The following is a 22,981-nucleotide window of genomic DNA, read 5'->3' on the forward strand; positions in this document are numbered from 1 at the left end:
AATCCCCTGAATTCTATGACCACGCAAATTCTGACCCGCGACTGGCGATGGCCGGTCGCATTCGCCGTGCTGGCGGTAGCGGTAGCGGCTTTGTTCACGCTACACACCCACTGGGCGGCATTTCTGCAATGGTGTCTGGCGACGCAAATCACCCTGCACCGTTACCTGGTCATGTATCTGCTTCAGCTCAATAACCACCAATATAGCGGCGGAGTATGGCTGCTGGTCGGCGCATTTTTTTACGGTGTACTGCATGCTGTTGGGCCAGGCCACGGCAAATTTATCGTGACAACCTACCTCAGCACGAATAACGAAAGCCAGACCGCCGCGCGCGTCATCCCGGTGCTGGGCAGCCTGATGCAGGGCGTCAGCGCCATTCTGTTTGTCTTCGTGCTGGCGGTCGGGTTTAACCTCGCCTCCGGCGATCTCAGTGAAAGCCGCTGGTACGTGGAGAAAGTCAGCGCCGTAATGATTGGCGGCTTCGGCGCGTATGTGGCGTGGAATGCCGCGAAAAGCCTGCGGCCACGCACACTGAAATTCAATGCGTTTTCACCGCTACATCAACATGATGCCGATTGCGACTGCGGCCATCATGGCGTCGGCGCCAGCACGCAGGGCGACTGGAAAACCCGCCTCGGCGTGATCCTCGCCATTGGCGCGAGGCCGTGCAGCGGGGCAATCATGATTTTACTGTTCTCGAACGCGCTCGGCATTGTGAGCTGGGGGATTGCGGCAGTGATGACCATGGCGATTGGCACCGCGCTGTCAATCCTCGGTCTGTCGCTGGCCGTGCGCTATGCGCGCAACCGGACAGCCACCTTTTTTGGTGATGACGCAAGTCAGATGCGCTGGCTGGTACCCGTGCTAAAAATTGCCGGTGGCGTGGCGCTGATGCTGTTTGCCGTGGTGCTGTTCCTGACGGTGATCCCGGTCAGCGCGAACGGCGATTTTATTGCGGCAGGTTGTTAAGCAGCGCCTTTATGCTGCGCCAAAAAAAGACCCTGACGGGTCTTTTTTGTCTGGCAGTAATGCTTACTCGTTGATGCGCGGATGTTGATCCACCAGACGCGTGCGCTTCGCCTGCAACTCGGCGATCTCCGCGTCGATATCTTCGATTTTCTGTTCGATATTGTCGTGGTGCTCACGCAGGATCTCTTTCGCTTCCTGAATATCCGATGCGGCGGGCGTCGCGCCTTTCAGCGGGCGGTTCGCGGTCTCTTTCATCGTCAGGCCGGTAATCAGGCCAATCACCGCCACAATCATCAGGTAGTAAGCGGGCATTAACAGATTCTCTGAGCTTTCTACCAGCCAGGCCGTCAGGGTCGGCGTCAGACCGGCTATCAGAATCGAGATGTTAAAGGCGCTCGCCAGCGCACTGTAGCGAATATGCGTCGGGAACATGGCGGGCAGCGTAGAGGCCATCACGCCGGTAAAGCAATTGAGGATCACCGCCAGCATCAGCAGGCCCGCGAAAATCAAGCCAATCACATTGCTGTTAATCAGAATAAAACACGGAACGGCGAGAGCAAACAGCGCCACGCTGCCCAGCAGCACGAACGGGCGGCGGCCAAAGCGGTCACTCAGCAGCCCCATCACCGGCTGGACAAACAGCATACCAATCATGATCGCGATGATGATCAACACGCCGTGATCTTCCGAGTAGTGCAGGTTATGCGACAGGTAGCTCGGCATATAGGTCAGCAGCATGTAGTAGGTGACGTTGGTGGAAATCACCAGGCCAATACAGGTCAACAGCGCGCGCCAGTGTTTAGTGGCGATCTCTTTAAACGAGACTTTCGGCCCCTCTTGCAACCCCTGACGATCGCCCTGCTCCAGCTTATCGACATGCTGCTGGAACGCCGGGGTCTCTTCCAGCGCGTGGCGCAAATAGAGGCCAATAAGGCCGAGCGGCAGCGCCAGGAAGAACGGAACACGCCAGCCCCAGTCCAGGAAGTTCTCCTCGCCCACTACGGTGGAGAGCAGCACGACCACGCCCGCACCAAGCACAAAACCGGCAATCGAACCAAAGTCCAGCCAGCTTCCCATAAAACCGCGCTTACGGTCCGGGGAGTACTCCGCAACAAAGATCGACGCGCCGGTATACTCGCCGCCGACGGAGAAACCCTGCGCCATCTTACACAGCAGCAGCAGAATCGGCGCCCAGATGCCTATCGTGGCGTAGGAGGGGATCAGCCCGATACAGAACGTACTGATCGACATGATGACAATGGTGATAGCGAGGATTTTCTGTCGCCCGTACTTATCGCCCAACATACCGAAGAACAGACCGCCCAGCGGGCGAATCAAGAAAGGAACGGAGAATGTCCCGAGCGCAGCAATCATCTGTACGCTGGGGTTTGCATCGGGGAAGAACACCTTACCAAGGGCGTAGGCGACAAAGCCGTAGACGCCGAAATCAAACCACTCCATCGCATTACCGAGTGAAGCGGCGGTAATCGCTTTGCGCAATTTCGCATCGTCAATGATGGTCACATCGCGCAATGTAATGGGTTTAACTTTTTTCCTTTTTAACATGCATGTTTTCCTCTTTAGCTTGCGCCCTGAACCGCCCGACGCTTATCCCTGCCGGGCGTTTTTACAGCTTTTCAGCCTTCCTGTTCAAGCGTAGCAGGTTTACTTACACTGGCGGTTTTCCGCCGTACAACCGAACCTGTTGACGCCTGTTGGGCAGTGAATGACTTATTTACCCTAACAGGGTTTAAAAATGTGATCAAATTCACACAGTTTTACCCAGCGATATTCAGCCCCTCCTTTTCATCCCCTGCACACCCTTTTTCCACAGCACAACGCGGCTTATATCCACGCTAAATACCCATGTTTTATCACGGTCGTGATTATTACTTTTCTAGTGTCCTCGTCGCTATATTTCGTCACAACCTAATTACATCTCTAATAACAGAAATAACACCAACAAATCTTTACACAGAATATGTGATCGGCATAACTAAAACATTGTTTTATTCTTATTGAATCAATATTCCATAGAAAGCATGATACGCCCATAAAAAGCGGCGCTAAGAAATGTCTTGCAAGGATTGTCAGTCAATTCCAGGGCGTTCCGTGAAAGTCGATAGTGAATATTTAACGAGCGACAGTATTTAACCACCTGAATCGAAAGGTATTAATTTTTAGCTTTCCTCGTTCATGATAATGACGAGCAGTGAGGATTATCTATGAAAATCAAGGCCACGATTGAACGTATCCCTGGCGGGATGATGCTGGTTCCGCTGCTGTTGGGGGCAATCCTGAATACACTGGCGCCGGATACCGGGGCTTATTTCGGCTCTTTCACCAAAGGCATGATTAGCGGTACGGTACCGATTCTTGCAGTCTGGTTTTTCTGTATTGGCGCCTCCATTGATTTGCGTGCAACCGGCACCGTATTACGTAAATCTGGCACGCTGGTGCTGACCAAAATCGCTGTCGCCTGGCTCGTGGCGATGATCGCCGCGTCATTTATTCCGGACAGCGGAATTCAGACCGGTTTCTTTGCCGGACTTTCGGTGCTGGCGCTGGTTTCCGCCATGGATATGACCAACGGCGGTCTGTATGCCAGCCTGATGAACCAGTACGGCAGCAAAGAAGAATCGGGCGCTTTCGTTCTGATGTCGCTGGAGTCCGGCCCGCTGATGACCATGGTGATCCTCGGTTCCGCCGGCCTCGCTTCCTTTGAACCCCACCACTTCGTTGGCGCGGTTCTGCCGTTCCTGATTGGTTTTGCGCTGGGTAACCTCGATCACGATCTGCGCGCTTTCTTCAGCAAAGCAACGCCGGTGCTGATTCCGTTCTTCGGCTTCGCGCTGGGTAACACCATCAACCTGAGCGTGATTATGCAGACCGGTCTGCTGGGCATTTTCCTCGGCGTTGCGGTCATCATCATCACCGGTATTCCGCTGATTATTGCCGACCGCGTGATCGGTGGCGGTAACGGTACGGCAGGCGTCGCAGCCTCTTCAGCCGCCGGTGCGGCAGTGGCGAACCCGGTGATTATTGCGCAGATCAACCCGGCGTTTGAACCGGTTGCCGCCTCCGCAACGGCGTTAGTCGCCGCGAGTGTGATTGTGACGGCGATTCTGGTGCCGATTATCACCGCCCTGTATGCCAAACGCTTTGGCAATCCAGCGCAAGCCGCAGACCGTGCAGAGAAACCGGTCGAATCCACCGGGCATTAATAGCGCATAAAAAAAGCCCCTGACGGGGCTTTTTGCTGTTCGCTATGTCCTGCGATTACCAGCCCGACCAGCCAGACAATTGCGGGGCACACCGTTTTACTCACCGAAGATCTCTTCCACCATCGCCGTAGCGATACGTGATGCTGAACAGAGACGCGGCATGCCGAGGGCTACGGTCTGCCAGCTCTGCGTGACCGACCAGCAAATAGGATGGCGTTCGGCATCGCACCAGTCGCCAAGCCAGCCGAGTAAATCCTTATAATCCATCAGCCCCGGCGTGGAAGGCGTTGCCAGCCACTGATGATAAAAATGGCGGGTCGCCGGTGAGGCATTGATCCCCTGCGCCAGAAAATCGGCGGCCATGGCGCATAAATTATCTTTCAGCATTTGCGCCACATCTTCGTTGCCCAGACGACAGGCATCGCCAAAAGCGCCCCAGCGCAGCTCCTCCAGCGCCACATAACAGCGCCCGGCCATCGACCAGCCGTTGTAGTTTCCGGCGCGCCAGTGGGCAAAAACCTGTTCGCTGTGATGTCCGGCCTGTACCGCCAGCCCACGTTGCGTCAGCGCTTTCTCTTTCCAGGCGGCGCGCTGGCTGAAGTGGCTCAACAACTCTTCATACTGTTGTACGCTGCCAGGATTTACCGAACGCCGTTCCGTCTGCTGCAATGCGCTAAGCCGCTGGGTAATGCGCGTGAGTGCCAGATGTCCGGGGTCGAGCATGCTCGCCAGCTTCTCCGCCAGCCCTAAACGTAGGGTGTCGTTTTCATTTAATACGCCGGACATCGCCCACGGCCGCAGTTGAGTTTGCGCCATGATCTCTTGCGTCAGGCGTTCACGAAATAACTGCTGCTGAGGCACAACCGGCGACTGGCGCGCAGCGTCTGCGCCCTGCACCAGATCAACGATAAATTTTGGATGAATACACTCAAGTACCCGTCCGGGGCCATCCAGAAGTTGATTTTTCATGGCTGCTCTGCTGCGAATAAGGTTTGTATATCATCGCGTAACAGCCGGGCATCTTCATGGATCCAGTTAGCCGTCCTGATGCTCTGTTGCAGATGCTGACGCAACATCTGCACTGATGATTCGTTTTGCTGACGTATCGCCAGGCTGTCACGCAAACTTTCCTGTAGTCCCGCAAGACTTAACGAGAATTCGGCGAAAAATGTTGCCATCCCAGCCGTAACAGAAACATCGACCTGCGCTGCCAAAGCTTTACGAATTTGTTCACAAAAATGAGCCACATGGCCGATCAGCTTTTTATGCAGCGCGGCAATATCAATCACGTAACGGGTGCGGGTAGCGACATAATCATCCCAACCCCAACCGGGGTTATTTAACCAGCGAGACACCGTTTCCCGCACACTGCCGGAACGCGGTGCCTGCCCGGCAGGCGTATCTTCCGGGGCGATCACGTTGGTGAACAGGGAACGGGTATTAAAATTGAGCGCACTGGGCTGGAACGCAGGGAAACTGATACGCGCGCGGAAACCGGCATGGTTAAGCTCTTCTTTAATACGCGTTTCAATCGGGCGCATGGCATCGTTCAGCGAACGCGTCAGCGTATTTTCCAGCTCATCAAAACGCAGCGCCAGTTCACGGCTGATGCGCTCCTGCGCCGCCAGCAGAATAGTTTCACAGGCCGAACGGATCTTGCTCAGCGCAATTTGCGCCTGGCCTTCGTTTTCCAGCACCAGTTGACCGGGGTTATAACCTTCATCAAGGCGCAAATCAGCCTTACCGTCGCCCAACGCCTCCATCATCTGCCCATCGTGGAACCAGGCATCAATGGCCTCAACAATTTCGAACTGCTGGCCGTGGATAAAGATCTCCGCTGCCGCCAGCGCCTCTTCGACTTCATGTTCGATCTCGTCGCTGACGGACGCCTGACTGGTGCGCAGCAGCGCCATATCCTCTTCCAGCCGGGTAATATTTTGCTCCAGTTGCTCGTAAGCCACCGTCAGCCCCTGATAGCGAAAATCGAGATATTCGCGCGCGCTCTGGGTGTAATTGAGCAGCTTATGCGATGCAGAACGCAGCGCGTACAGCGAGGCATTGGCATGCGCAGCGTGCAGTAACTTACGGATCGGTTTCTCAAACAGCGAATCTTCCCACAGCAGCTCTGCCGCGTGATGAATATGCTCAATATCGTCCAGATCGGCGGTGCGCCAGCGGCGGCCCAGCGCCGCTTCGGCAAAATCCTGCACCCAGCGCTGCTCCTGCGGATCCGGCAACTGACCGCGATGTTTTAACTCATGGCGCGCGCGGTTAGCCAGATATCCCCACATGGAAGAGACCGGAAAGATCTGCGTCGGGTTGATATTGCCTTTCATTAGTGTTCCGGAAATCAGCGCCCGCACCTGCTCTTCGTCATCGCTGTTACGATCTTTCTGATCGAATTTATTCACTAACGCGTACAGCGGCACCGAACGCCCCACTGCAGAAATCGCGCGGCGTACCTCTTCATCGGAGATAGATTTAAGCTGGGTGTAATCCATCACCGCCAGCACGGCGGAGGCCCGCGCCAGCTGTTCGTTGAGCATTTTTTGCAGATGCGGCTGCCCGGCTTCATTCGGCCCGGGGGTATCCAGCAGCGTGAGCTGGCCGAGTTGGTTCTCCAGCCCGGCCAGATGCACAAACTCCACTTCAATCACCGGGATATGTTCAATCGCCGCATAGGCTGAGAAGGGAAAATCCACATCCAGCGCTTTCGACAGGCGCACCAGGTCGTTGAGGCTTTTTAAACAGTGGAAAATAGGTTGCGCACCGAGATAGTGCTTATCAAATGCATCGCCTTGCGCAATACGATCCAGCAGCGCAGCCATGTCTTTATCGATCTCAAGCTGCTGCGCCAGCTTTTCCCGGTCATAGTTGAATAGCCGGGTTTGCAGTTGTTGCGCAAGCGCGTCAATCGGGCCGACATGGGAGAAATGCAGGATCGGCTCTTTCTGACCCGGCGTATGGCGAATAAGCGTCGGCAACGCGGTCATCGGCCGGTTGCGGTTGGGCAATACTTCCGTACCCACGATCGCATTAATCGTAGTGGATTTGCCGGCTTTCATGGTACCGACGATCGCCAGCACCATCTCCAGCCGGGTGATTTTCCGTAATTCGTTATGCAGCGTAGCCTGTTGCGCCTCTACGCCGCGAGCGCTGAAATGCAAAGGCAGCACATTGGCATTTTCTGCCTTACCGACCGCGTTCGTCTCATCAAACGTCGCTGCCGGCATTTTTTTCAGTGCCTGGAGATTATGCAGTGAAAGTTGTAACAACCTTTCTGCTTCCTGGCTTAATTCAAAAATTGTTTGTGTGTGCATGACAAAAGTCTTTCCTTAACGCAAATTTTCTTACTTTTATTTAGCCGGAATGTTTTATTAGTGAAGTTTCGGCTTTTATAATTACGTGTGGAAAATATCTTCGAAAAGATAAACACCTGATGATAATCAGGAAAATATAATTTTTTCTCTCAAAAAATGGCAGCGTCACACCTCCGGCTTTTAAAGACCAGAGAGTTAGAGCGTAGCTCATTTTCAGGAACAAACAGGATATATCGTCATTATTTACCCACCCGCTTTGAGAGGAAATTATCTGCCGCAGAGACAGACACAGTAGGCATGACAGTTTAGTTATCTAATGGCACCGTATACTACACGCCACCATATCTGAATTACTAAATGGTGGCAATTTCCGCCATAAAATATTCTAAATATTATCTCAGGAAGTTTGCTTCCGGCCTTTCTGCGATAAGCATCGCTTAAGCGAATGACAGGTTATGTCACCGCCTGGACTTTTTTTATCCTCACGCCTGGAAAATAATAACAACGGCAATTGTGCGGTTTTGCTGTATAATTGCCGCCTTTCAGGCATTGTGCCTTTTGTGCTGGCCACCGCCAGCGTTGTATGTTCTTTTGAGGAAATCCCTATGCAACTCCCCCACTGCCCAAAATGTAATTCCGAATACACCTATGAAGATAATGGCATGTTCATTTGCCCGGAATGCGCTCACGAGTGGAACAATGCTGAACCGGCACACGACGCCGATGAATTAATCGTCAAGGATGCCAATGGCAATCTGCTGGCCGACGGCGATAGCGTAACGGTAATTAAAGATTTGAAAGTAAAAGGCAGTTCTTCAATGTTGAAGATCGGCACCAAAGTTAAAAATATTCGTCTGGTCGAAGGCGATCATAATATCGATTGTAAAATCGACGGTTTCGGCCCGATGAAACTGAAATCAGAATTCGTTAAAAAGAACTGATGATTCGGCGGGAAGCTTATACTTCCCGCCTGGCTTTCTTTCACTTTCCCCCGCTACACTCAATGGCAGATTTCGTTACCAGAGGTAATGATTATGCCGCTCAGTCCCTACATCTCTTTTTCAGGCCAGTGCAACGACGCCATTCAGTTCTACCAGCAGGCTTTACAGGCTGAATTACTCTATAAAATCACCTTCGGCGAAATGCCCAATCCCCCGGAAGCGAATGATGACGGCTGTGCCGCCGGGTACGCGTTTGCCGAAAGCGATATTGCTCACGCCAGCCTGCACATCGCCGGTAGTGAGATCATGATGAGCGACGGCAAACAAGGCGCTGCGGCGTACGCCGGTTTTACCTTAAGCCTCGCCACCCAGGATGTTGCGCAGGGTAAAGCCTGGTTTGACACTCTTGCCGCCGAAGGCCATATCACGATGCCCTGGCAGGAAACCTTCTGGGCGCAGGGTTTTGGCATGGTGACAGATAAATTCGGCATCCCGTGGATGGTCAACGTCGCCAAACCACCGCAAACCTGATTCACAGCACATTCCCCAACGGGAGCCGTCAGCGGCTCCCTTTTTTTGCCCGTTGCAGATCACTCTTCATCTCTCAGCAACGATTGCATAACCCAAATGAAACATTAATCCGCCAGCATGGACTCACGCTGTGATGACTGCCATAAGGCAGCCGTTTTTTACCCGTGAGGTTCAGATGACCATGCACTTGTCCAGACATCCGACCAGCTATCCCACACGCTATCAGGAGATTGCCGCCAGGCTGGAGCAGGAGTTGCGAAATAACTATCGCTGCGGCGACTGGCTGCCAGCGGAACAGCAACTGGCCGCACGCTTTGAGGTGAATCGCCACACTTTACGCCGCGCCATCGATCAACTGGTGGAGAAAGGCTGGGTGCAGCGCCGCCAGGGCATCGGCGTGCTGGTGCTGATGCGCCCGTTTGATTACCCGCTCAATGCCCAGGCGCGCTTTAGCCAGAACCTGCTCGATCAGGGCAGCCATCCCACCAGCGAACGCCTGCTGGCGGTACTGCGTCCGGCCTCCGAGCATATCGCCGATGCGTTAGGCATCAGCGAAGGCGACAACGTGGTGCATTTACGCACCCGCCGCCGGGTGAATGGCGTCGCCCTCTGTCTTATTGATCACTACTTCGCCGATCTCACGCTGTGGCCGCTGCTGCAACAGTTCGACCACGGTTCGCTGCATGACTTTTTGCGTGAACGCGCGGGGATCAGCCTGAAACGTACCCAGACGCGCATTAGCGCGCGTCGTGCGCAGGTGAAAGAGAGCCGCTGGCTGGAGATTCCCAATATGGCGCCTCTGCTCTGCGTGCGCACCCTTAACCATCGCGAAGGCGACGTCAACGCGACGGAGTACTCCGTCAGCCTGACCCGCGCCGACATGATCGAATTCACCATGGAGCACTGAGATGCACTTTGATACGCCTACTCGTCAACGCTGGATGGCAGCGCTTGCCCAGTCCACCCCGGAGATGCTGCGGGCGCGGATGCGTACGCTGGGCCTGGCGCCCGACTATGAGCATGTCCGCGAGCCGCAAACCGGGCTGGTGCAGGTGCAGGCGCGCATGGGCGGCACCGGCGATCGCTTCTTCCCCGGCGACACCACGCTGACCCGCGCCGTCGTGCGCCTGAGCAGCGGCCAGCTCGGCTTTAGCTGGGTGCTCGGGCGCGACAAAGGCCATGCCGAACGCTGCGCCGTGTGTGACGCGTTATTGCAAGAGCCAACCCATTTCCAGACGTTGATGGAAACCCTGATAACCCCGCTGGAAGCGGACCGCGCAGCGCGCATTGCAGCGCGTCTGGCTGAAGTCAACGCCAGCCGGGTCGACTTTTTCACCCTGGTTCGCGGAGATAACGCATGACCTTACAACCCGCTTTCGCATCGGCGGTTCACGATGCTCAACACTGTTTTCGCCGTCTGTTAAAAGCCATGAGCGAGCCGGGCGTCATCGTCTCGTTGCCACATCTGAAACATGGCTGGCCGCCGCTTAACCCGGCATCCACCAGCGTATTACTGACGCTGGCCGATAACGACACGCCGATCTGGCTCTCAGCTGCCGTCGACAACGATCTGGTACGCCAGAACCTGCGTTTTCACACCAATGCGCCGCTGGTTGACCAGCCGCAGCAGTCGCTGTTTGCCGTCGCCGATCACACCCTGAGCGCCGAACAGCTCAGCGCCCTGCCCTGCGGCACGGATATCAGCCCGGAAACCAGCGCCACCTTGATTTTACAACTGCCGTCACTGAGCGGCGGCCGCATGCTGCGCCTGACCGGCCCCGGCATTCTGGAGGAGCGCATGATTGCGCCGCTGCTGCCGGAGTGCATCACCGACGAATTTACTGACCGTCCGCACTCGTTCCCCACAGGCATCGATGTGATTCTGACCTGTGGAGAACGCGCGCTGGCGATACCACGAACCACACTGGTGGAGGTGTTCTGATGTACGTTGCTGTCAAGGGGGGCGAAAAGGCGATAGCCGCAGCCCACGCGCTACAAGAACATAAGCGTCGCGGCGACAGCGAGCTTGCGGAGCTGAGCGTTGCGCAAATTGCTGAACAGATGCATCTGGCCGTCGATCGGGTGATGACCGAAGGCGGTATTGCCGATCGGGAACTGGCGGCGCTGGCGCTGAAACAGGCAAGCGGCGATAACGTCGAAGCCATCTTTCTGCTGCGCGCCTACCGCACAACGCTGCCGCGCCTGGCCGTCAGCGAACCCATTGACAGCGCGAAGATGCGTTTAGAGCGCCGGATTTCGGCGGTGTACAAAGACATTCCCGGCGGCCAGTTGCTTGGCCCGACTTACGATTACACCCATCGTTTACTCGATTTTGCGCTGCTGGCCGAGGGCGAAACGACCTCATTGCCGAAACGCGAAGTACAGCCGGAAACCACGCCGCACGTCTTTGCGCTTCTGGAACAAGAGGGGCTGGCGAAAGCTGAACAGGAGAGCGGCGCCGTGCCGGACGATATCACCCGCCAGCCGCCGGTTTACCCTTGCTCCCGCTCTGCACGTCTGCAACAACTGGCGCGCGGCGACGAAGGCTATCTGCTGGCGCTGGCCTACTCCACCCAGCGCGGTTACGGGCGCAATCACCCCTTCGCCGGGGAGATCCGCAGCGGTTATATCGACGTGGAAATAGTGCCCGAAGAGCTGGGTTTTGCAGTGAACGTCGGCGAATTGCTGATCACCGAATGTGAAATGGTCAACGGCTTTGTCGCCCCGCAAGAGGAGGCGCCGCACTTTACCCGTGGCTACGGGCTGGTGTTCGGCATGGGCGAACGCAAAGCGATGGCGATGGCGCTGATGGATCGCGCCCTGCAAGCCGCTGACTACGGCGAAATGATAAAAAGCCCGGCGCAGGATGAAGAGTTTGTGCTGGCGCATGCTGATAACGTCGAGGCGGCGGGTTTTGTCTCGCACCTCAAACTTCCCCACTACGTCGATTTCCAGGCCGAACTGGACTTGCTCAGACAGCTGCAACAGGAGAGCTCCCGTGGCTAACGCGCTGACCGGTTACAACTTTGCTTTTCTTGATGAGCAAACCAAACGCATGATCCGCCGGGCGCTGCTAAAAGCGGTTGCCATTCCCGGTTACCAGGTGCCGTTTGGCGGGCGCGAAATGCCGATGCCCTACGGCTGGGGGACCGGCGGTATTCAGTTAACCGCCAGCGTCATTGGCGAAGACGATGTGCTGAAAGTGATCGATCAGGGCGCGGATGACACCACCAACGCCGTCTCAATCCGCCAGTTCTTCACCCGTGTTACCGGCGTGGAAACCACCGAACGCACCGCCGACGCGACGCTGATTCAGACTCGCCACCGCATTCCTGAAACGCCGCTGGTTGAAGATCAGATCCTGATTTACCAGGTGCCGATCCCGGAGCCGCTGCGCTTTATTGAACCGCGCGAAACCGAAACCCGCACCATGCACGCGCTGGAAGAGTATGGCGTGATGCAGGTGAAGCTATATGAAGACATTGCCCGCTTCGGCAACTTCACCACCCGCTACGCCTGGCCGGTGAAAGTGAATGGCCGCTACGTGATGGACCCGTCGCCAATCCCGGCATTTGATAACCCGAAAATGCACTTCATGCCCGCGCTACAACTGTTCGGTGCCGGGCGTGAAAAACGCATTTACGCCGTTCCGCCGTATACCCAAGTCGAGAGCCTCGACTTTGAGGATTACCCCTTTGCGCCGCAAAAGTGGGATCAACCGTGCGCCATCTGCGGTTCCACCCACAGTTATCTGGATGAAGTGGTGCTGGATGATACCGGCACGCGCATGTTCGTCTGCTCCGATACCGACTACTGCCGCCAACAGAGCGAGGCTTTACGCAAATGACCCAACCGCTGCTTTCGGTGAATCAACTCTCCCATCTCTACGCGCCAGGCAAAGGGTTTCAGGACGTCTCGTTCGATCTGTGGCCGGGTGAAGTGCTGGGCATTGTCGGCGAATCCGGTTCCGGTAAAACCACCCTGCTGAATGCCATTTCAGCACGGCTGGCGCCACAGCAGGGGCAGGTTATCTATAACGACCGCGATCTGTACGCCATCAGCGAAGCCGAGCGCCGCCGTTTGCTGCGAACCGAATGGGGCGTGGTACACCAGCATCCGCTGGATGGCCTGCGCCGCCAGGTCTCCGCCGGGGGCAATATCGGCGAACGGCTGATGGCGACCGGCGCGCGGCATTACGGTGATATCCGCGCCTGCGCGCAACAGTGGCTGACGGATGTCGAGATCCCACCGTCACGCATTGACGATTTGCCCACCACCTTTTCCGGCGGGATGCAGCAGCGACTGCAAATTGCCCGCAATCTCGTGACGCAGCCAAAACTGGTGTTTATGGATGAACCCACCGGCGGGCTGGATGTGTCGGTTCAGGCACGTTTGCTGGATCTGCTGCGCAGCCTGGTGGTGGAGATGAACCTTGCCGTGGTGATGGTGACCCATGATTTGGGCGTCGCACGCCTGCTGGCAAACCGTCTGCTGGTTATGAAACAGGGCCAGGTGGTGGAAAGTGGGTTAACCGATCGCGTGCTCGACGATCCACATCACCCCTATACCCAGTTGCTGGTTTCCTCGGTCTTGCAAAATTAAGGAGTCTGCGATGTCTTTTTTGCGTGTGGAAAATGTCAGCAAAACCTTTGTGCTGCACCATCAGAACGGCGTGCGTCTGCCGGTGCTGCGCGACACCTCGCTGGAGGTGAACGCCGGGGAATGCGTGGTGCTGCACGGTCACTCCGGCAGTGGAAAATCGACGCTGCTGCGCTCGCTGTATGCCAACTATTTGCCGGACGCTGGGCATATTCATGTCAAACATGGCGATGAATGGGTCGATTTGGTGCAGGCTCCGGCGCGAAAAGTACTGGACGTGCGTCGTCATACCATCGGCTGGGTCAGCCAGTTTTTACGCGTCATTCCACGCGTCAGCGCGCTGGACGTGGTGATGCAGCCGCTGCTGGAACTGGGGCTTTCCCGCGATGTCTGCATCGGCAAAGCCAGCCAGTTGCTGACGCGGCTGAATGTGCCGGAACGCTTGTGGCACCTTGCACCGGCAACGTTCTCCGGCGGCGAGCAGCAGCGCGTCAACATCGCCCGCGGCTTTATTGTTGACTACCCGATCCTACTGCTTGATGAACCGACCGCCTCGCTGGATGCGAAAAACAGCGCCGCCGTCGTTGAACTGATCGCGCAGGCCAAAGCGCGCGGCGCAGCGATTGTCGGCATATTCCATGACGAGGCCGTGCGCGAAAGCGTCGCCGACCGTCTGTTTCCGATGGGAATCTCCGCATGATTATCAACAATGTAAAACTGATCCTTGAAGACGAAGTGGTCGACGGTTCGCTGGAAGTGCGCGACGGCGTGATCCGCGCCTTCGCCGAAACCCAAAGCCGCCAGCCAGGCGCTCATGATGGTGACGGCGGCTGGTTGCTGCCGGGGCTTATCGAACTGCATACGGACAACCTCGACAAATTCTTCACCCCGCGCCCGAAAGTGGACTGGCCCGCCCACTCCGCAATGAGCAGCCACGACGCGCTGATGGTCGCCAACGGCATCACTACAGTGCTGGATGCGGTCGCCATTGGCGATGTGCGCGACGGCGGCGATCGGCTGGAGAATCTGGAGAAGATGATCAACGCGGTGGAAGATTCGCAAAAACGCGGGCTAAATCGCGCGGAACATCGCCTGCATTTACGCTGCGAACTGCCGCACCACACCACTCTGCCGCTGTTTGAAAAGCTGGTCGGCCGCGAGCCGGTGACGCTGGTATCGCTGATGGATCACTCCCCAGGCCAGCGCCAGTACGCCAGCTACGAAAAGTATCGCGATTACTATCAGGGTAAATATCACCTGACCAACGAACAAATGGATGCGTTTGAACAGGAGCAACTGGCGCTGGCCGCCGAATGGTCGCAGCCTAACCGGATGGCAATTGCCGCGCTCTGCCGGGCGCGTAACCTGCCGCTGGCCAGCCATGATGACGCCACGCGCGAACATGTGGTGGAATCCCACCAGTTAGGCAGCGTGATCGCAGAATTCCCCACCACCTTTGCCGCCGCCGAAGCCTCGCGCGAGCACGGCCTGAGCGTGCTGATGGGTGCGCCGAATATCGTGCGCGGCGGCTCGCACTCCGGCAATGTGGCGGCGCATAAACTGGCGCAGCTCGGCATGCTGGACATTCTCTCATCGGATTATTATCCCGCCAGCCTGCTGGATGCCGCCTTCCGCGTTGCGGCGGATGAGCAGAATGATTTCACCCTGCCGCGCGCTATTCAGTTGGTAACGAAAAATCCGGCACAGGCGCTCAAGCTTGACGATCGCGGAACGCTCGGCGAAGGAAAACGAGCCGATCTGGTGCTGGTGCACAATAAAGGCGACCACGTCCGCGTCGATCACGTCTGGCGCGAGGGGAAACGGGTGTTCTGATGGGCAGACTGATCTGGTTGATGGGGCCATCCGGTGCCGGAAAAGATACGCTGCTGGCCGCGCTACGCAGCCGCGAGCATCCCCAGTTGCTGGTGGCGCACCGCTATATCACGCGCCCGGCAAGTTCCGGCAGCGAGAACCATATCGAGCTAAGCGAAAAGGAGTTTTTTACCCGCGACGAGCAGCATCTGTTTACCCTGAGCTGGCACGCCAACGATCTCTACTACGGTATCGGCGTGGAGGTCGATCTCTGGTTGCAGGCGGGGTTTGATGTGGTGGTCAACGGTTCGCGCGGTCATCTGCAGCAGGCGCAGACGCAATACGGCGAGGTGCTGATGCCAGTGTATGTGCAGGTATCACCGGAGATTTTGCGCCAGCGGCTGGAAAAACGCGGACGTGAAAGCAGCGTGGAAATTACCGCGCGGCTGGAACGCGCGGCCCGTTACTCGGCGGGTGACTGTCTGACGCTGAACAACGACGGGAGTCTGCTACAGTCAGTGGAAGGATTGATCTCGTTGATACGCGCGCAACAAGGGAAAAGTGCGTAATGCTGCCGGCGCATGCAGCACGCGCCGTTTACGTTAACTCAACCGTTAAAGCGAGGCGCTATGAGCCTGACTCTCACTCTGACCGGCACCGGCGGTGCACAACTGGTTCCGGTATTCGGTTGCGATTGCGCAGCCTGCTTACGTGCGCGCCAGCAGTCGCAATATCGTCGCCAGCCTTGCAGCGGCGTGGTGCAGTTTAACGACGCGGTGACACTGCTGGATGCCGGGCTTACCGATTTAATGGAACGTTTCCCGGCGGGTCAGTTTCAGCAGATTCTGTTGACGCATTACCATATGGATCATGTGCAGGGGCTGTTTCCGCTGCGCTGGGGCTTAGGCGCGAAAATCCCGGTTTACGGCCCGCCGGATGAACAGGGCTGCGACGATCTGTTTAAACATCCCGGTCTGCTTGATTTCAGCCATACCGTTGAACCGTTTGTGGTGTTCGATCTGCAAGGATTGCAGGTCACGCCGTTGCCGCTGAAGCACTCGAAACTCACCTTTGGTTATTTGCTGGAATCGGCGCACAGCCGGGTCGCCTGGCTTTCGGATACTGCCGGTCTGCCGGATAAGACGCTTAAGTTTTTACTCAATAATCGCCCGCAGGTGGTAATCATTGATTGCAGTGAACCGCCCTGCGCAGAGACGCCGAAAAATCATAACGATCTGCGCACCGTTATCGCCCTGAATGAGGTGATTGGCTGCCCGCGCGTCGTGCTAACCCATATCGGGCATCGCTTTGACGTCTGGTTGATGAATAACGCACTGCCGACGGGGTTTGAGGCGGGTTTTGATGGCATGCGGATTGTACTGGATTAGACCGCACAATATGGATATATTCGTCCCGTTGCTTACCGGCATGGGTTAAGCAGACGCAGCCTGTAAAGAGGTCGTTTGAAGGATAAAGCGTACAGACTCGCACTGATAGGGTTGTGGATAACGCAACCGGGTCTTAAATACCCGCGTGTGACCAATAAATAATTAGCACATCGCGGCTTACAGAGTATGACTTGCCATGAATGTGCTTTTTATTTGTAGCCGCAACCAATGGCGCAGCCCGACCGCTGAGCAGGTGTTCCGTCGCTACCCCGGGGTAAATGCTCGCTCTGCTGGCACACAACGCCATGCGAGAAAAACTGTCTCGCCCGCCATTCTCTCCTGGGCAGACGTCATCTGTGTGATGGAAGAAAAACACAAAAACAGCATCCTTGCCGACTTTAGCCGCCTGGTGCAGCATAAACCTGTTTATGTGCTTGATATTCCTGATCAATACCATTTTATGGACCCGCAACTAATCACGCTGCTTGAGGATATCGTTCCGGAACGCCTGGGTTTGCGCGTGCCGGTGCTGGCGCGTTAGCGGTCGTCGTCCTCTTCCAGCCTGCGTTCTTCGTCATCCAGCTGGCGTCGCTCCCGATCGAGCTGACGCTGGCGCTCATCAAGCTGGCGTCGCCTGTCTTCAAGCTGCCGGTAGCGGTTGTCATAATTCCGGTACTGCTCGTCGCTGCGGCGGCTGCTTTCATCGTCGCGACTGCCGTCAGAGCTGTACGCGTCGCCGATTGCCCGCTGAATATTGCCAATAGCGTCGTCGATAATATCGGCGTGCGCCATCTGACTACTGAGTGAAAGAGCGCCGAATAACAGCGCGGTCGCGTAACGTTTCATAAAGCCAGTCTCAAAGGGGGGACTGGCTGTACGTTAGTGCAGAGGCTGCCTTAGCGGGTAGCGGAGGAATCTCAATTACGGGCGGAAGGTGGCTGCTTCTCAATTTGCGCAATCGCATCCACGCGTAGCTGATGGCGACCGCCTTCAAACTCGGCGCCCAGCCAGTTATCGACAATCATTTTCGCCAGTTCCAGCCCGATAACGCGCGAACCGAACGCCAGTACATTGGTGTCGTTATGCTGGCGCGAAAGCTGTGCGGAGTAAGGTTCGCTACACACCACCGCACGAATACCGGGGAATTTATTGGCGGTGATAGAGATGCCAACGCCGGTACCGCAAATCAAAATACCGCCGTCTGCCTCGCCATTCAGTACCGATTGTGCTACCTCGCTGGCGAAGCGGGGATAATCGGTGCGTGTCGTCGACCATGTGCCTTTATCAATGATTTCAATACCTTTTGCTGACAGATGCGCCAGGATATCCGCCTTCAGGATAAACCCGACATGATCGCAGCCGAACGCAATCTTCTTCATATATCCGCCTGGTTAGTGTGCAAACTTTACGAACCCGGTGAGTTTTGTGATTTTTGACCGGTTAACTGCTGAATAAAACCGCAAAACCACCGGGAACAGCGCCTGTTCTACACGGCATGAATTCACAAATCAATAGCCTTATGTGCATGAAAACCCCTACACCTCAGACGTACCACATTTCATAAATCAATATAATTTATTGTTTTTAAAACAAAACTGATGAGCGCACCAACCAAAACATTACAGAAAACTTCACAACACACAAAACTTTATGAATTAATTAATTCTGTGAAGTTGCCGACATATTTATGGTTCCGGATGTGGTGATATAGTGTCGTCTTCATTTCAAGGACAAGAGAAAGCGATGAGTCAGACAGAATTCGACCACGGTCTTCCCAACGGCATCGGCCTCGCCCCTTACCTGCGCATGAAGCAGGAAGGGATGACGGAAAACGAAAGCCGCATCGTGGATTGGCTATTAACACCGGGCAATATCAGCGATGCCTCCGCGATTAAAGATGTAGCGGAGATGCTGACGGTGTCGGAAGCCATGATCGTGAAAGTGTCGAAACTGCTGGGTTTTAGCGGTTTCCGCAATCTGCGCAGCGCACTGGTGGAGTACTTCTCTCACTCGCAGCAGGTGCTGCCCGCTGAGCTGTCGTTTGACGAAGCGCCGCAGGATGTGGTGAACAAAGTGTTCAATATTACGCTGCGCACCATTATGGAAGGCCAGTCGATCGTTAACGTGGATGAAATCCACCGCGCGGCGCGCTTCTTCTATCAGGCCAAACAGCGCGATCTCTACGGCGTTGGCGGCTCTAACGCCATCTGCGCCGATATTGAACATAAGATGTTGCGCATCGGGGTTCGCTGCCACGCTTACCAGGACGCGCACATTATGATGATGTCCGCATCGCTGCTTAAAGAGGGCGATGTCGTACTGGTGGTGTCGCATTCCGGACGCACCAGTGATTTAAAAGCGGCCGTTGAGCTGGCGAAAAAAAATGGGGCAAAAATTATTTGTATTACTCACAGCTACCATTCGCCGATTGCCAAAATGGCCGACTTTATTATTTGCTCGCCAGCACCAGAGACTCCTTTATTAGGGCGAAATGCTTCAGCACGAATATTACAATTAACATTACTTGATGCTTTTTTTGTTTCGGTTGCACAACAGAACATTGAACTGGCCACACAGAATATGCAAAAAACCGGTGCCATCGTTGATTTTTTCTCACCGGGCGCATTGAAGTAAAAACAAATACTCATCCCGCCGCAACGGGATGAGTAAAATTACCCTACAATGAGAAGACCACTATGAATAAATATCTGAAATTATTCAGCGGAGCTGCTATCGGCCTGATGATGAGCACCAGCGTATTTGCCGCTGCCGAATACGCCGTCGTCTTAAAAACATTATCCAACCCGTTCTGGGTGGATATGAAAAAAGGTATCGAAGACGAAGCGAAAACACTGGGTGTCAGTGTGGATATTTTTGCCTCGCCGTCGGAAGGTGATTTTCAGTCGCAATTACAATTATTCGAAGATCTGAGCAATAAAAATTATAAAGGCATCGCCTTTGCCCCACTCTCTTCCGTTAACCTGGTGATGCCGGTCGCCCGCGCCTGGAAAAAAGGCATTTATCTGGTGAACCTCGATGAAAAAATCGATATGGATAACCTGAAAAAAGCCGGCGGGAATGTCGAAGGTTTTATTACCACCGATAACGTTGCAGTCGGCGCAAAAGGCGCAAGCTTTATCATTGAACAGCTTGGCGCACAGGGCGGCGAAGTGGCGATTATAGAAGGTAAAGCAGGCAACGCCTCGGGTGAAGCGCGCCGCAACGGCGCCAGCGAAGCGTTTAAGAAAACCAGCCAAATCAAGCTGGTCGCCAGCCAGCCCGCCGACTGGGATCGCATTAAGGCGCTGGACGTCGCTACCAACGTGCTGCAACGCAACCCGAACCTGAAAGCCTTCTACTGCGCCAATGACACCATGGCGATGGGCGTTGCCCAGGCGGTGGCGAACGCCGGTAAAACCGGCAAAGTGCTGGTCGTCGGCACCGACGGCATTCCGGAAGCGCGCAAAATGGTGGAAGCCGGGCAGATGACCGCCACCGTCGCGCAAAACCCGGCGAATATTGGCGCTTCGGGTCTGAAAATGATGGTTGATGCGGCAAAAACCGGCAAAGTTATTCCGCTGGATAAAGCCCCGGAATTCAAGCTGGTCGATTCAATTCTGGTCACTAAGTAAGCCATCAACGCCGGATGACGCTTTGCGCGCATCCGGCCTGAAGAGTGTGCAAAGAGGTTACTTATGGTCACGCCATATATCTCAATGGCGGGTATCGGCAAATCCTTTGGCCCGGTCCACGCATTAAAGTCCGTTGATTTAACTATTTATCCTTATGAAATTCATGCGTTATTAGGAGAGAATGGTGCCGGTAAATCAACGTTAATGAAAATTCTCTCGGGGATTCACGACCCGACCAAAGGCACCATCACCATTAATAACGTTAATTACGACAAACTTGATCATAAACTGGCGGCACAACTTGGTATTGGCATTATTTATCAGGAACTCAGCGTTATTGATGAATTAACCGTGCTGGAGAATTTATATATTGGCCGCCATATCACCAAAAAGGTATGCGGCGTCAATATTATCGACTGGCGAGAAATGCGCGTACGGGCGGCAATGATGTTATTGCGCGTCGGCTTAAAAGTCGATCTCGATACCAAAGTGGCGAATTTATCGATTAGCCACAAGCAGATGCTGGAAATTGCCAAAACATTAATGCTGGATGCCAAAGTCATTATTATGGATGAGCCCACCTCTTCGCTGACAAATAAAGAGGTGGATTATCTTTTCCTGATCATGAATCAGCTGCGTAAAGAAGGCACCGCCATTGTTTATATCTCGCATAAGCTGGCGGAAATTCGCCGGATCTGCGATCGCTATACGGTGATGAAAGACGGCAGCAGCGTCTGCAGCGGCATGGTCAGCGACGTCACCAATGACGACATCGTGCGGCTGATGGTCGGACGCGAACTGCAAAACCGCTTTAACGCGATGAAAGAGAGCACCGGCAATATCGAGCGCGATACGGTGTTTGAGGTGAAAAACGTCACCAGTCGCGACAAGAAAAAAGTCCGTGATATCTCTTTTAGCGTGAACCGCGGCGAGATCCTCGGTTTTGCCGGGCTGGTCGGCTCCGGCCGCACCGAACTGATGAACTGCCTGTTCGGCGTCGATAAGCGCAGCCGCGGTGAAATTCGCCTCAATGGTCACGCGATTTCCCCACGCTCACCGCTGGATGCGCTGAAAAAAGGCATGGCATATATCACCGAAAGCCGCCGCGACAACGGCTTCTTCCCTAACTTCTCGATTGCGCAAAACATAGCGCTCAGCAAAAGCCTCAAGCACGGCGGTTACAAAGGCGCAATGGGGCTGTTTAACGAACACGAAGAGCGACGGATTGCTGAAGCGCAGCGCGAGCTGCTGGCGCTGAAGTGCCACTCGGTGGAGCAGAGCATCACCGAGCTTTCCGGCGGTAACCAACAGAAAGTACTGATCTCCAAATGGCTGTGCTGCGAACCCGAGGTGATCATTTTCGATGAACCGACCCGCGGTATCGACGTCGGCGCGAAGGCCGAGATCTACAAAGTGATGCGCCAGCTATCGGATGACGGAAAAGTCATCCTGATGGTGTCATCCGAGCTTCCCGAAATTATTGCCGTCTGCGACCGCATCGCCGTGTTCTGCGAAGGGCGGCTGACGCAAATCCTGACCAATCGCGACGACATGAGCGAAGAGGAGATTATGGCATGGGCATTACCACACGAGTAAAAAGCGAAATGAGCGAGAAAAAGCCCTTCAACTTCGCGCTGTTCTGGGATAAATACGGCACCTTTTTTATCCTCGCGATCATCGTCGCCATCTTCGGCACGATGTCGCCGGAATACTTCCTCAACACCAATAACATCACGCAGATTTTTGTTCAGAGTTCAGTAACGGTGTTGATCGGCATGGGTGAGTTCTTTGCCATTCTGATCGCCGGGATTGATCTCTCCGTCGGTGCGATTCTTGCGCTCTCCGGCATGGTAACCGCCAAACTGATGCTGGCGGGCGTCGATCCCGTGCTGGCGGCATTGATCGGCGGCGTGTTGGTGGGCGGCGTGCTGGGGGCGATTAACGGCTGCCTGGTCAACTGGACCGGCCTGCACCCGTTCATTATTACCCTTGGCACCAACGCGATTTTTCGCGGCATTACGCTGGTTATTTCCGACGCCAACTCGGTGTATGGCTTCTCCTTCGACTTTGTGAATTTCTTTGCCGCCAGCGTGGCAGGCATTCCGGTGCCGGTGATCTTCTCGCTGCTGGTGGCGCTGCTGCTCTGGTTCCTCACTACGCGCATGCGGCTGGGGCGCAATATTTACGCGCTGGGCGGCAATAAAAACTCCGCCTTCTACTCCGGTATCGATGTGAAGTTTCACGTGCTGGTGGTGTTCATTATCTCCGGTGTTTGCGCCGGGCTGGCGGGCGTGGTCTCCACCGCGCGTCTCGGTGCGGCGGAGCCGCTGGCGGGAATGGGGTTTGAAACCTACGCCATCGCCAGCGCCATTATCGGCGGCACCAGCTTCTTCGGCGGTAAGGGGCGTATTTTCTCGGTCGTGATTGGCGGGTTGATTATCGGCACCATCAATAACGGCCTGAATATCCTGCAAGTTCAAACGTATTACCAGCTGGTGGTAATGGGCGGGCTGATTATTGCCGCTGTTGCGCTTGACCGGCTTATCAGCAAGTAAGGAATGAATG

The 22,981-nt window shown here is 55.3% G+C and carries 24 protein-coding genes; 19 read left to right on the forward strand and 5 right to left on the reverse strand.

Annotated elements, in window-relative coordinates; translation table 11 throughout:
* The first annotated feature begins 15 nt into the window (after positions 1-15).
* Positions 16-969 carry a nickel/cobalt transporter gene (locus CWM66_RS23775; protein WP_071920058.1) on the forward strand — a complete coding sequence of 318 codons (954 nt, stop codon included), beginning with the start codon at positions 16-18 and terminating at the stop codon, positions 967-969.
* A 63-nt stretch (positions 970-1,032) separates the two neighbouring features.
* Here CWM66_RS23775 and proP read toward each other — a convergent pair whose 3' ends face one another.
* Positions 1,033-2,535 (reverse strand): glycine betaine/L-proline transporter ProP, encoded by a 1,503-nt coding sequence (proP, locus tag CWM66_RS23780; protein WP_007372535.1) that lies wholly within the window; start codon positions 2,533-2,535, stop codon positions 1,033-1,035.
* Positions 2,536-3,194: 659 nt separating this feature from the next.
* Between proP and kdgT the strand changes: the two genes are divergently transcribed.
* Positions 3,195-4,193: a 2-keto-3-deoxygluconate transporter gene (gene kdgT, locus CWM66_RS23785; protein ID WP_007372533.1), complete on the forward strand. Its 999-nt coding sequence runs from the start codon at positions 3,195-3,197 to the stop codon at positions 4,191-4,193.
* Between the two features lie 96 nt (positions 4,194-4,289).
* Here the strand turns inward: kdgT and CWM66_RS23790 are convergent, their stop codons facing one another.
* A complete protein-coding gene (locus CWM66_RS23790; RefSeq protein WP_007372532.1) occupies positions 4,290-5,162 on the reverse strand; it encodes a diguanylate cyclase regulator RdcB family protein in 873 nt (290 codons plus the stop codon).
* Positions 5,159-7,513 carry a clamp-binding protein CrfC gene (crfC, locus tag CWM66_RS23795; RefSeq protein WP_007372531.1) on the reverse strand — a complete coding sequence of 785 codons (2,355 nt, stop codon included), beginning with the start codon at positions 7,511-7,513 and terminating at the stop codon, positions 5,159-5,161. The genes CWM66_RS23790 and crfC overlap by 4 nt, the downstream gene beginning before the upstream one ends.
* 605 nt (positions 7,514-8,118) lie before the next feature.
* Between crfC and CWM66_RS23800 the strand changes: the two genes are divergently transcribed.
* The 13 genes from CWM66_RS23800 to CWM66_RS23860 all read left to right on the forward strand — a co-directional run bounded on the left by CWM66_RS23800 (position 8,119) and on the right by CWM66_RS23860 (position 17,325).
* A complete protein-coding gene (locus CWM66_RS23800; protein ID WP_007372530.1) occupies positions 8,119-8,454 on the forward strand; it encodes a zinc ribbon domain-containing protein YjdM in 336 nt (111 codons plus the stop codon).
* 93 nt (positions 8,455-8,547) lie between these two features.
* Positions 8,548-8,985, forward strand: coding sequence for a VOC family metalloprotein YjdN (gene yjdN / locus CWM66_RS23805; protein ID WP_007372529.1), 438 nt, complete (start codon positions 8,548-8,550; stop codon positions 8,983-8,985).
* A gap of 181 nt (positions 8,986-9,166) precedes the next feature.
* Positions 9,167-9,892 (forward strand): phosphonate metabolism transcriptional regulator PhnF, encoded by a 726-nt coding sequence (gene phnF / locus CWM66_RS23810; RefSeq protein WP_007372528.1) that lies wholly within the window; start codon positions 9,167-9,169, stop codon positions 9,890-9,892.
* A gap of 1 nt (position 9,893) precedes the next feature.
* Complete coding sequence (gene phnG, locus CWM66_RS23815; RefSeq protein ID WP_043955565.1) at positions 9,894-10,346, forward strand: phosphonate C-P lyase system protein PhnG; 453 nt, start codon at positions 9,894-9,896, stop codon at positions 10,344-10,346.
* Positions 10,343-10,927, forward strand: a complete 585-nt coding sequence (gene phnH, locus CWM66_RS23820) for a phosphonate C-P lyase system protein PhnH (protein WP_074780317.1) — start codon at positions 10,343-10,345, stop codon at positions 10,925-10,927. Before phnG ends, phnH begins: the two co-directional genes overlap by 4 nt.
* Positions 10,927-11,991, forward strand: a complete 1,065-nt coding sequence (locus CWM66_RS23825) for a carbon-phosphorus lyase complex subunit PhnI (RefSeq protein ID WP_072441057.1) — start codon at positions 10,927-10,929, stop codon at positions 11,989-11,991. Before phnH ends, CWM66_RS23825 begins: the two co-directional genes overlap by 1 nt.
* Positions 11,984-12,832, forward strand: coding sequence for an alpha-D-ribose 1-methylphosphonate 5-phosphate C-P-lyase PhnJ (locus CWM66_RS23830; RefSeq protein ID WP_007372524.1), 849 nt, complete (start codon positions 11,984-11,986; stop codon positions 12,830-12,832). Before CWM66_RS23825 ends, CWM66_RS23830 begins: the two co-directional genes overlap by 8 nt.
* Positions 12,829-13,587 carry a phosphonate C-P lyase system protein PhnK gene (gene phnK, locus CWM66_RS23835; RefSeq protein ID WP_007372523.1) on the forward strand — a complete coding sequence of 253 codons (759 nt, stop codon included), beginning with the start codon at positions 12,829-12,831 and terminating at the stop codon, positions 13,585-13,587. Before CWM66_RS23830 ends, phnK begins: the two co-directional genes overlap by 4 nt.
* A gap of 10 nt (positions 13,588-13,597) precedes the next feature.
* On the forward strand, positions 13,598-14,284 hold the full coding sequence (gene phnL / locus CWM66_RS23840) for a phosphonate C-P lyase system protein PhnL (RefSeq protein WP_107147393.1): 687 nt from the start codon (positions 13,598-13,600) through the stop codon (positions 14,282-14,284).
* A complete protein-coding gene (phnM, locus tag CWM66_RS23845) occupies positions 14,281-15,417 on the forward strand; it encodes an alpha-D-ribose 1-methylphosphonate 5-triphosphate diphosphatase (protein WP_007372521.1) in 1,137 nt (378 codons plus the stop codon). The genes phnL and phnM overlap by 4 nt, the downstream gene beginning before the upstream one ends.
* Positions 15,414-15,965 carry a ribose 1,5-bisphosphokinase gene (gene phnN / locus CWM66_RS23850; RefSeq protein WP_233218424.1) on the forward strand — a complete coding sequence of 184 codons (552 nt, stop codon included), beginning with the start codon at positions 15,414-15,416 and terminating at the stop codon, positions 15,963-15,965. The genes phnM and phnN overlap by 4 nt, the downstream gene beginning before the upstream one ends.
* Positions 15,966-16,025: 60 nt before the next feature.
* Positions 16,026-16,784 carry a phosphonate metabolism protein PhnP gene (phnP, locus tag CWM66_RS23855; protein ID WP_035886925.1) on the forward strand — a complete coding sequence of 253 codons (759 nt, stop codon included), beginning with the start codon at positions 16,026-16,028 and terminating at the stop codon, positions 16,782-16,784.
* Positions 16,785-16,980: 196 nt separating this feature from the next.
* Positions 16,981-17,325 (forward strand): low molecular weight protein tyrosine phosphatase family protein, encoded by a 345-nt coding sequence (locus tag CWM66_RS23860; RefSeq protein ID WP_007372518.1) that lies wholly within the window; start codon positions 16,981-16,983, stop codon positions 17,323-17,325.
* Here the strand turns inward: CWM66_RS23860 and yjdP are convergent.
* On the reverse strand, positions 17,322-17,630 hold the full coding sequence (gene yjdP, locus CWM66_RS23865) for a DDRRRQL repeat protein YjdP (RefSeq protein ID WP_007372517.1): 309 nt from the start codon (positions 17,628-17,630) through the stop codon (positions 17,322-17,324). The genes CWM66_RS23860 and yjdP overlap by 4 nt on opposite strands.
* A 71-nt stretch (positions 17,631-17,701) precedes the next feature.
* Positions 17,702-18,163, reverse strand: a complete 462-nt coding sequence (gene rpiB, locus CWM66_RS23870) for a bifunctional allose-6-phosphate isomerase/ribose-5-phosphate isomerase RpiB (RefSeq protein ID WP_007372516.1) — start codon at positions 18,161-18,163, stop codon at positions 17,702-17,704.
* A 364-nt stretch (positions 18,164-18,527) separates the two neighbouring features.
* Between rpiB and alsR the strand changes: the two genes are divergently transcribed.
* The 4 genes from alsR (at position 18,528) to alsC (ending at position 22,971) form a co-directional block, all read left to right on the forward strand.
* The gene (alsR, locus tag CWM66_RS23875) at positions 18,528-19,418 is read left to right on the forward strand and encodes a D-allose utilization transcriptional regulator AlsR (protein WP_007372515.1); all 891 of its coding nucleotides are present in this window, start codon (positions 18,528-18,530) and stop codon (positions 19,416-19,418) included.
* Between the two features lie 62 nt (positions 19,419-19,480).
* The gene (gene alsB, locus CWM66_RS23880) at positions 19,481-20,416 is read left to right on the forward strand and encodes a D-allose transporter substrate-binding protein (RefSeq protein WP_107147394.1); all 936 of its coding nucleotides are present in this window, start codon (positions 19,481-19,483) and stop codon (positions 20,414-20,416) included.
* A gap of 63 nt (positions 20,417-20,479) precedes the next feature.
* The gene (gene alsA / locus CWM66_RS23885) at positions 20,480-22,012 is read left to right on the forward strand and encodes a D-allose ABC transporter ATP-binding protein AlsA (protein ID WP_007372513.1); all 1,533 of its coding nucleotides are present in this window, start codon (positions 20,480-20,482) and stop codon (positions 22,010-22,012) included.
* Positions 21,991-22,971 (forward strand): D-allose ABC transporter permease, encoded by a 981-nt coding sequence (gene alsC, locus CWM66_RS23890; RefSeq protein ID WP_007372512.1) that lies wholly within the window; start codon positions 21,991-21,993, stop codon positions 22,969-22,971. The genes alsA and alsC overlap by 22 nt, the downstream gene beginning before the upstream one ends.
* Positions 22,972-22,981 lie beyond the last annotated feature (10 nt).

Source organism: Kosakonia sp. H7A (assembly GCF_003028445.1).
Taxonomy (GTDB): domain Bacteria; phylum Pseudomonadota; class Gammaproteobacteria; order Enterobacterales; family Enterobacteriaceae; genus Kosakonia; species Kosakonia radicincitans.

Excerpts from the sequence above, each read along its gene's own strand:
- CWM66_RS23775 (WP_071920058.1), top strand. The coding sequence starts at position 16 with ATGACCACGCAAATTCTGACCCGCGACTGGCGATGGCCGGTCGCATTC.
- proP (WP_007372535.1), bottom strand. The coding sequence starts at position 2,535 with ATGTTAAAAAGGAAAAAAGTTAAACCCATTACATTGCGCGATGTGACC.
- kdgT (WP_007372533.1), top strand. The coding sequence starts at position 3,195 with ATGAAAATCAAGGCCACGATTGAACGTATCCCTGGCGGGATGATGCTG.
- CWM66_RS23790 (WP_007372532.1), bottom strand. The coding sequence starts at position 5,162 with ATGAAAAATCAACTTCTGGATGGCCCCGGACGGGTACTTGAGTGTATT.
- crfC (WP_007372531.1), bottom strand. The coding sequence starts at position 7,513 with ATGCACACACAAACAATTTTTGAATTAAGCCAGGAAGCAGAAAGGTTG.
- CWM66_RS23800 (WP_007372530.1), top strand. The coding sequence starts at position 8,119 with ATGCAACTCCCCCACTGCCCAAAATGTAATTCCGAATACACCTATGAA.
- yjdN (WP_007372529.1), top strand. The coding sequence starts at position 8,548 with ATGCCGCTCAGTCCCTACATCTCTTTTTCAGGCCAGTGCAACGACGCC.
- phnF (WP_007372528.1), top strand. The coding sequence starts at position 9,167 with ATGCACTTGTCCAGACATCCGACCAGCTATCCCACACGCTATCAGGAG.
- phnG (WP_043955565.1), top strand. The coding sequence starts at position 9,894 with ATGCACTTTGATACGCCTACTCGTCAACGCTGGATGGCAGCGCTTGCC.
- phnH (WP_074780317.1), top strand. The coding sequence starts at position 10,343 with ATGACCTTACAACCCGCTTTCGCATCGGCGGTTCACGATGCTCAACAC.
- CWM66_RS23825 (WP_072441057.1), top strand. The coding sequence starts at position 10,927 with ATGTACGTTGCTGTCAAGGGGGGCGAAAAGGCGATAGCCGCAGCCCAC.
- phnK (WP_007372523.1), top strand. The coding sequence starts at position 12,829 with ATGACCCAACCGCTGCTTTCGGTGAATCAACTCTCCCATCTCTACGCG.
- phnL (WP_107147393.1), top strand. The coding sequence starts at position 13,598 with ATGTCTTTTTTGCGTGTGGAAAATGTCAGCAAAACCTTTGTGCTGCAC.
- phnM (WP_007372521.1), top strand. The coding sequence starts at position 14,281 with ATGATTATCAACAATGTAAAACTGATCCTTGAAGACGAAGTGGTCGAC.
- phnP (WP_035886925.1), top strand. The coding sequence starts at position 16,026 with ATGAGCCTGACTCTCACTCTGACCGGCACCGGCGGTGCACAACTGGTT.
- CWM66_RS23860 (WP_007372518.1), top strand. The coding sequence starts at position 16,981 with ATGAATGTGCTTTTTATTTGTAGCCGCAACCAATGGCGCAGCCCGACC.
- yjdP (WP_007372517.1), bottom strand. The coding sequence starts at position 17,630 with ATGAAACGTTACGCGACCGCGCTGTTATTCGGCGCTCTTTCACTCAGT.
- rpiB (WP_007372516.1), bottom strand. The coding sequence starts at position 18,163 with ATGAAGAAGATTGCGTTCGGCTGCGATCATGTCGGGTTTATCCTGAAG.
- alsR (WP_007372515.1), top strand. The coding sequence starts at position 18,528 with ATGAGTCAGACAGAATTCGACCACGGTCTTCCCAACGGCATCGGCCTC.
- alsB (WP_107147394.1), top strand. The coding sequence starts at position 19,481 with ATGAATAAATATCTGAAATTATTCAGCGGAGCTGCTATCGGCCTGATG.
- alsA (WP_007372513.1), top strand. The coding sequence starts at position 20,480 with ATGGTCACGCCATATATCTCAATGGCGGGTATCGGCAAATCCTTTGGC.
- alsC (WP_007372512.1), top strand. The coding sequence starts at position 21,991 with ATGGGCATTACCACACGAGTAAAAAGCGAAATGAGCGAGAAAAAGCCC.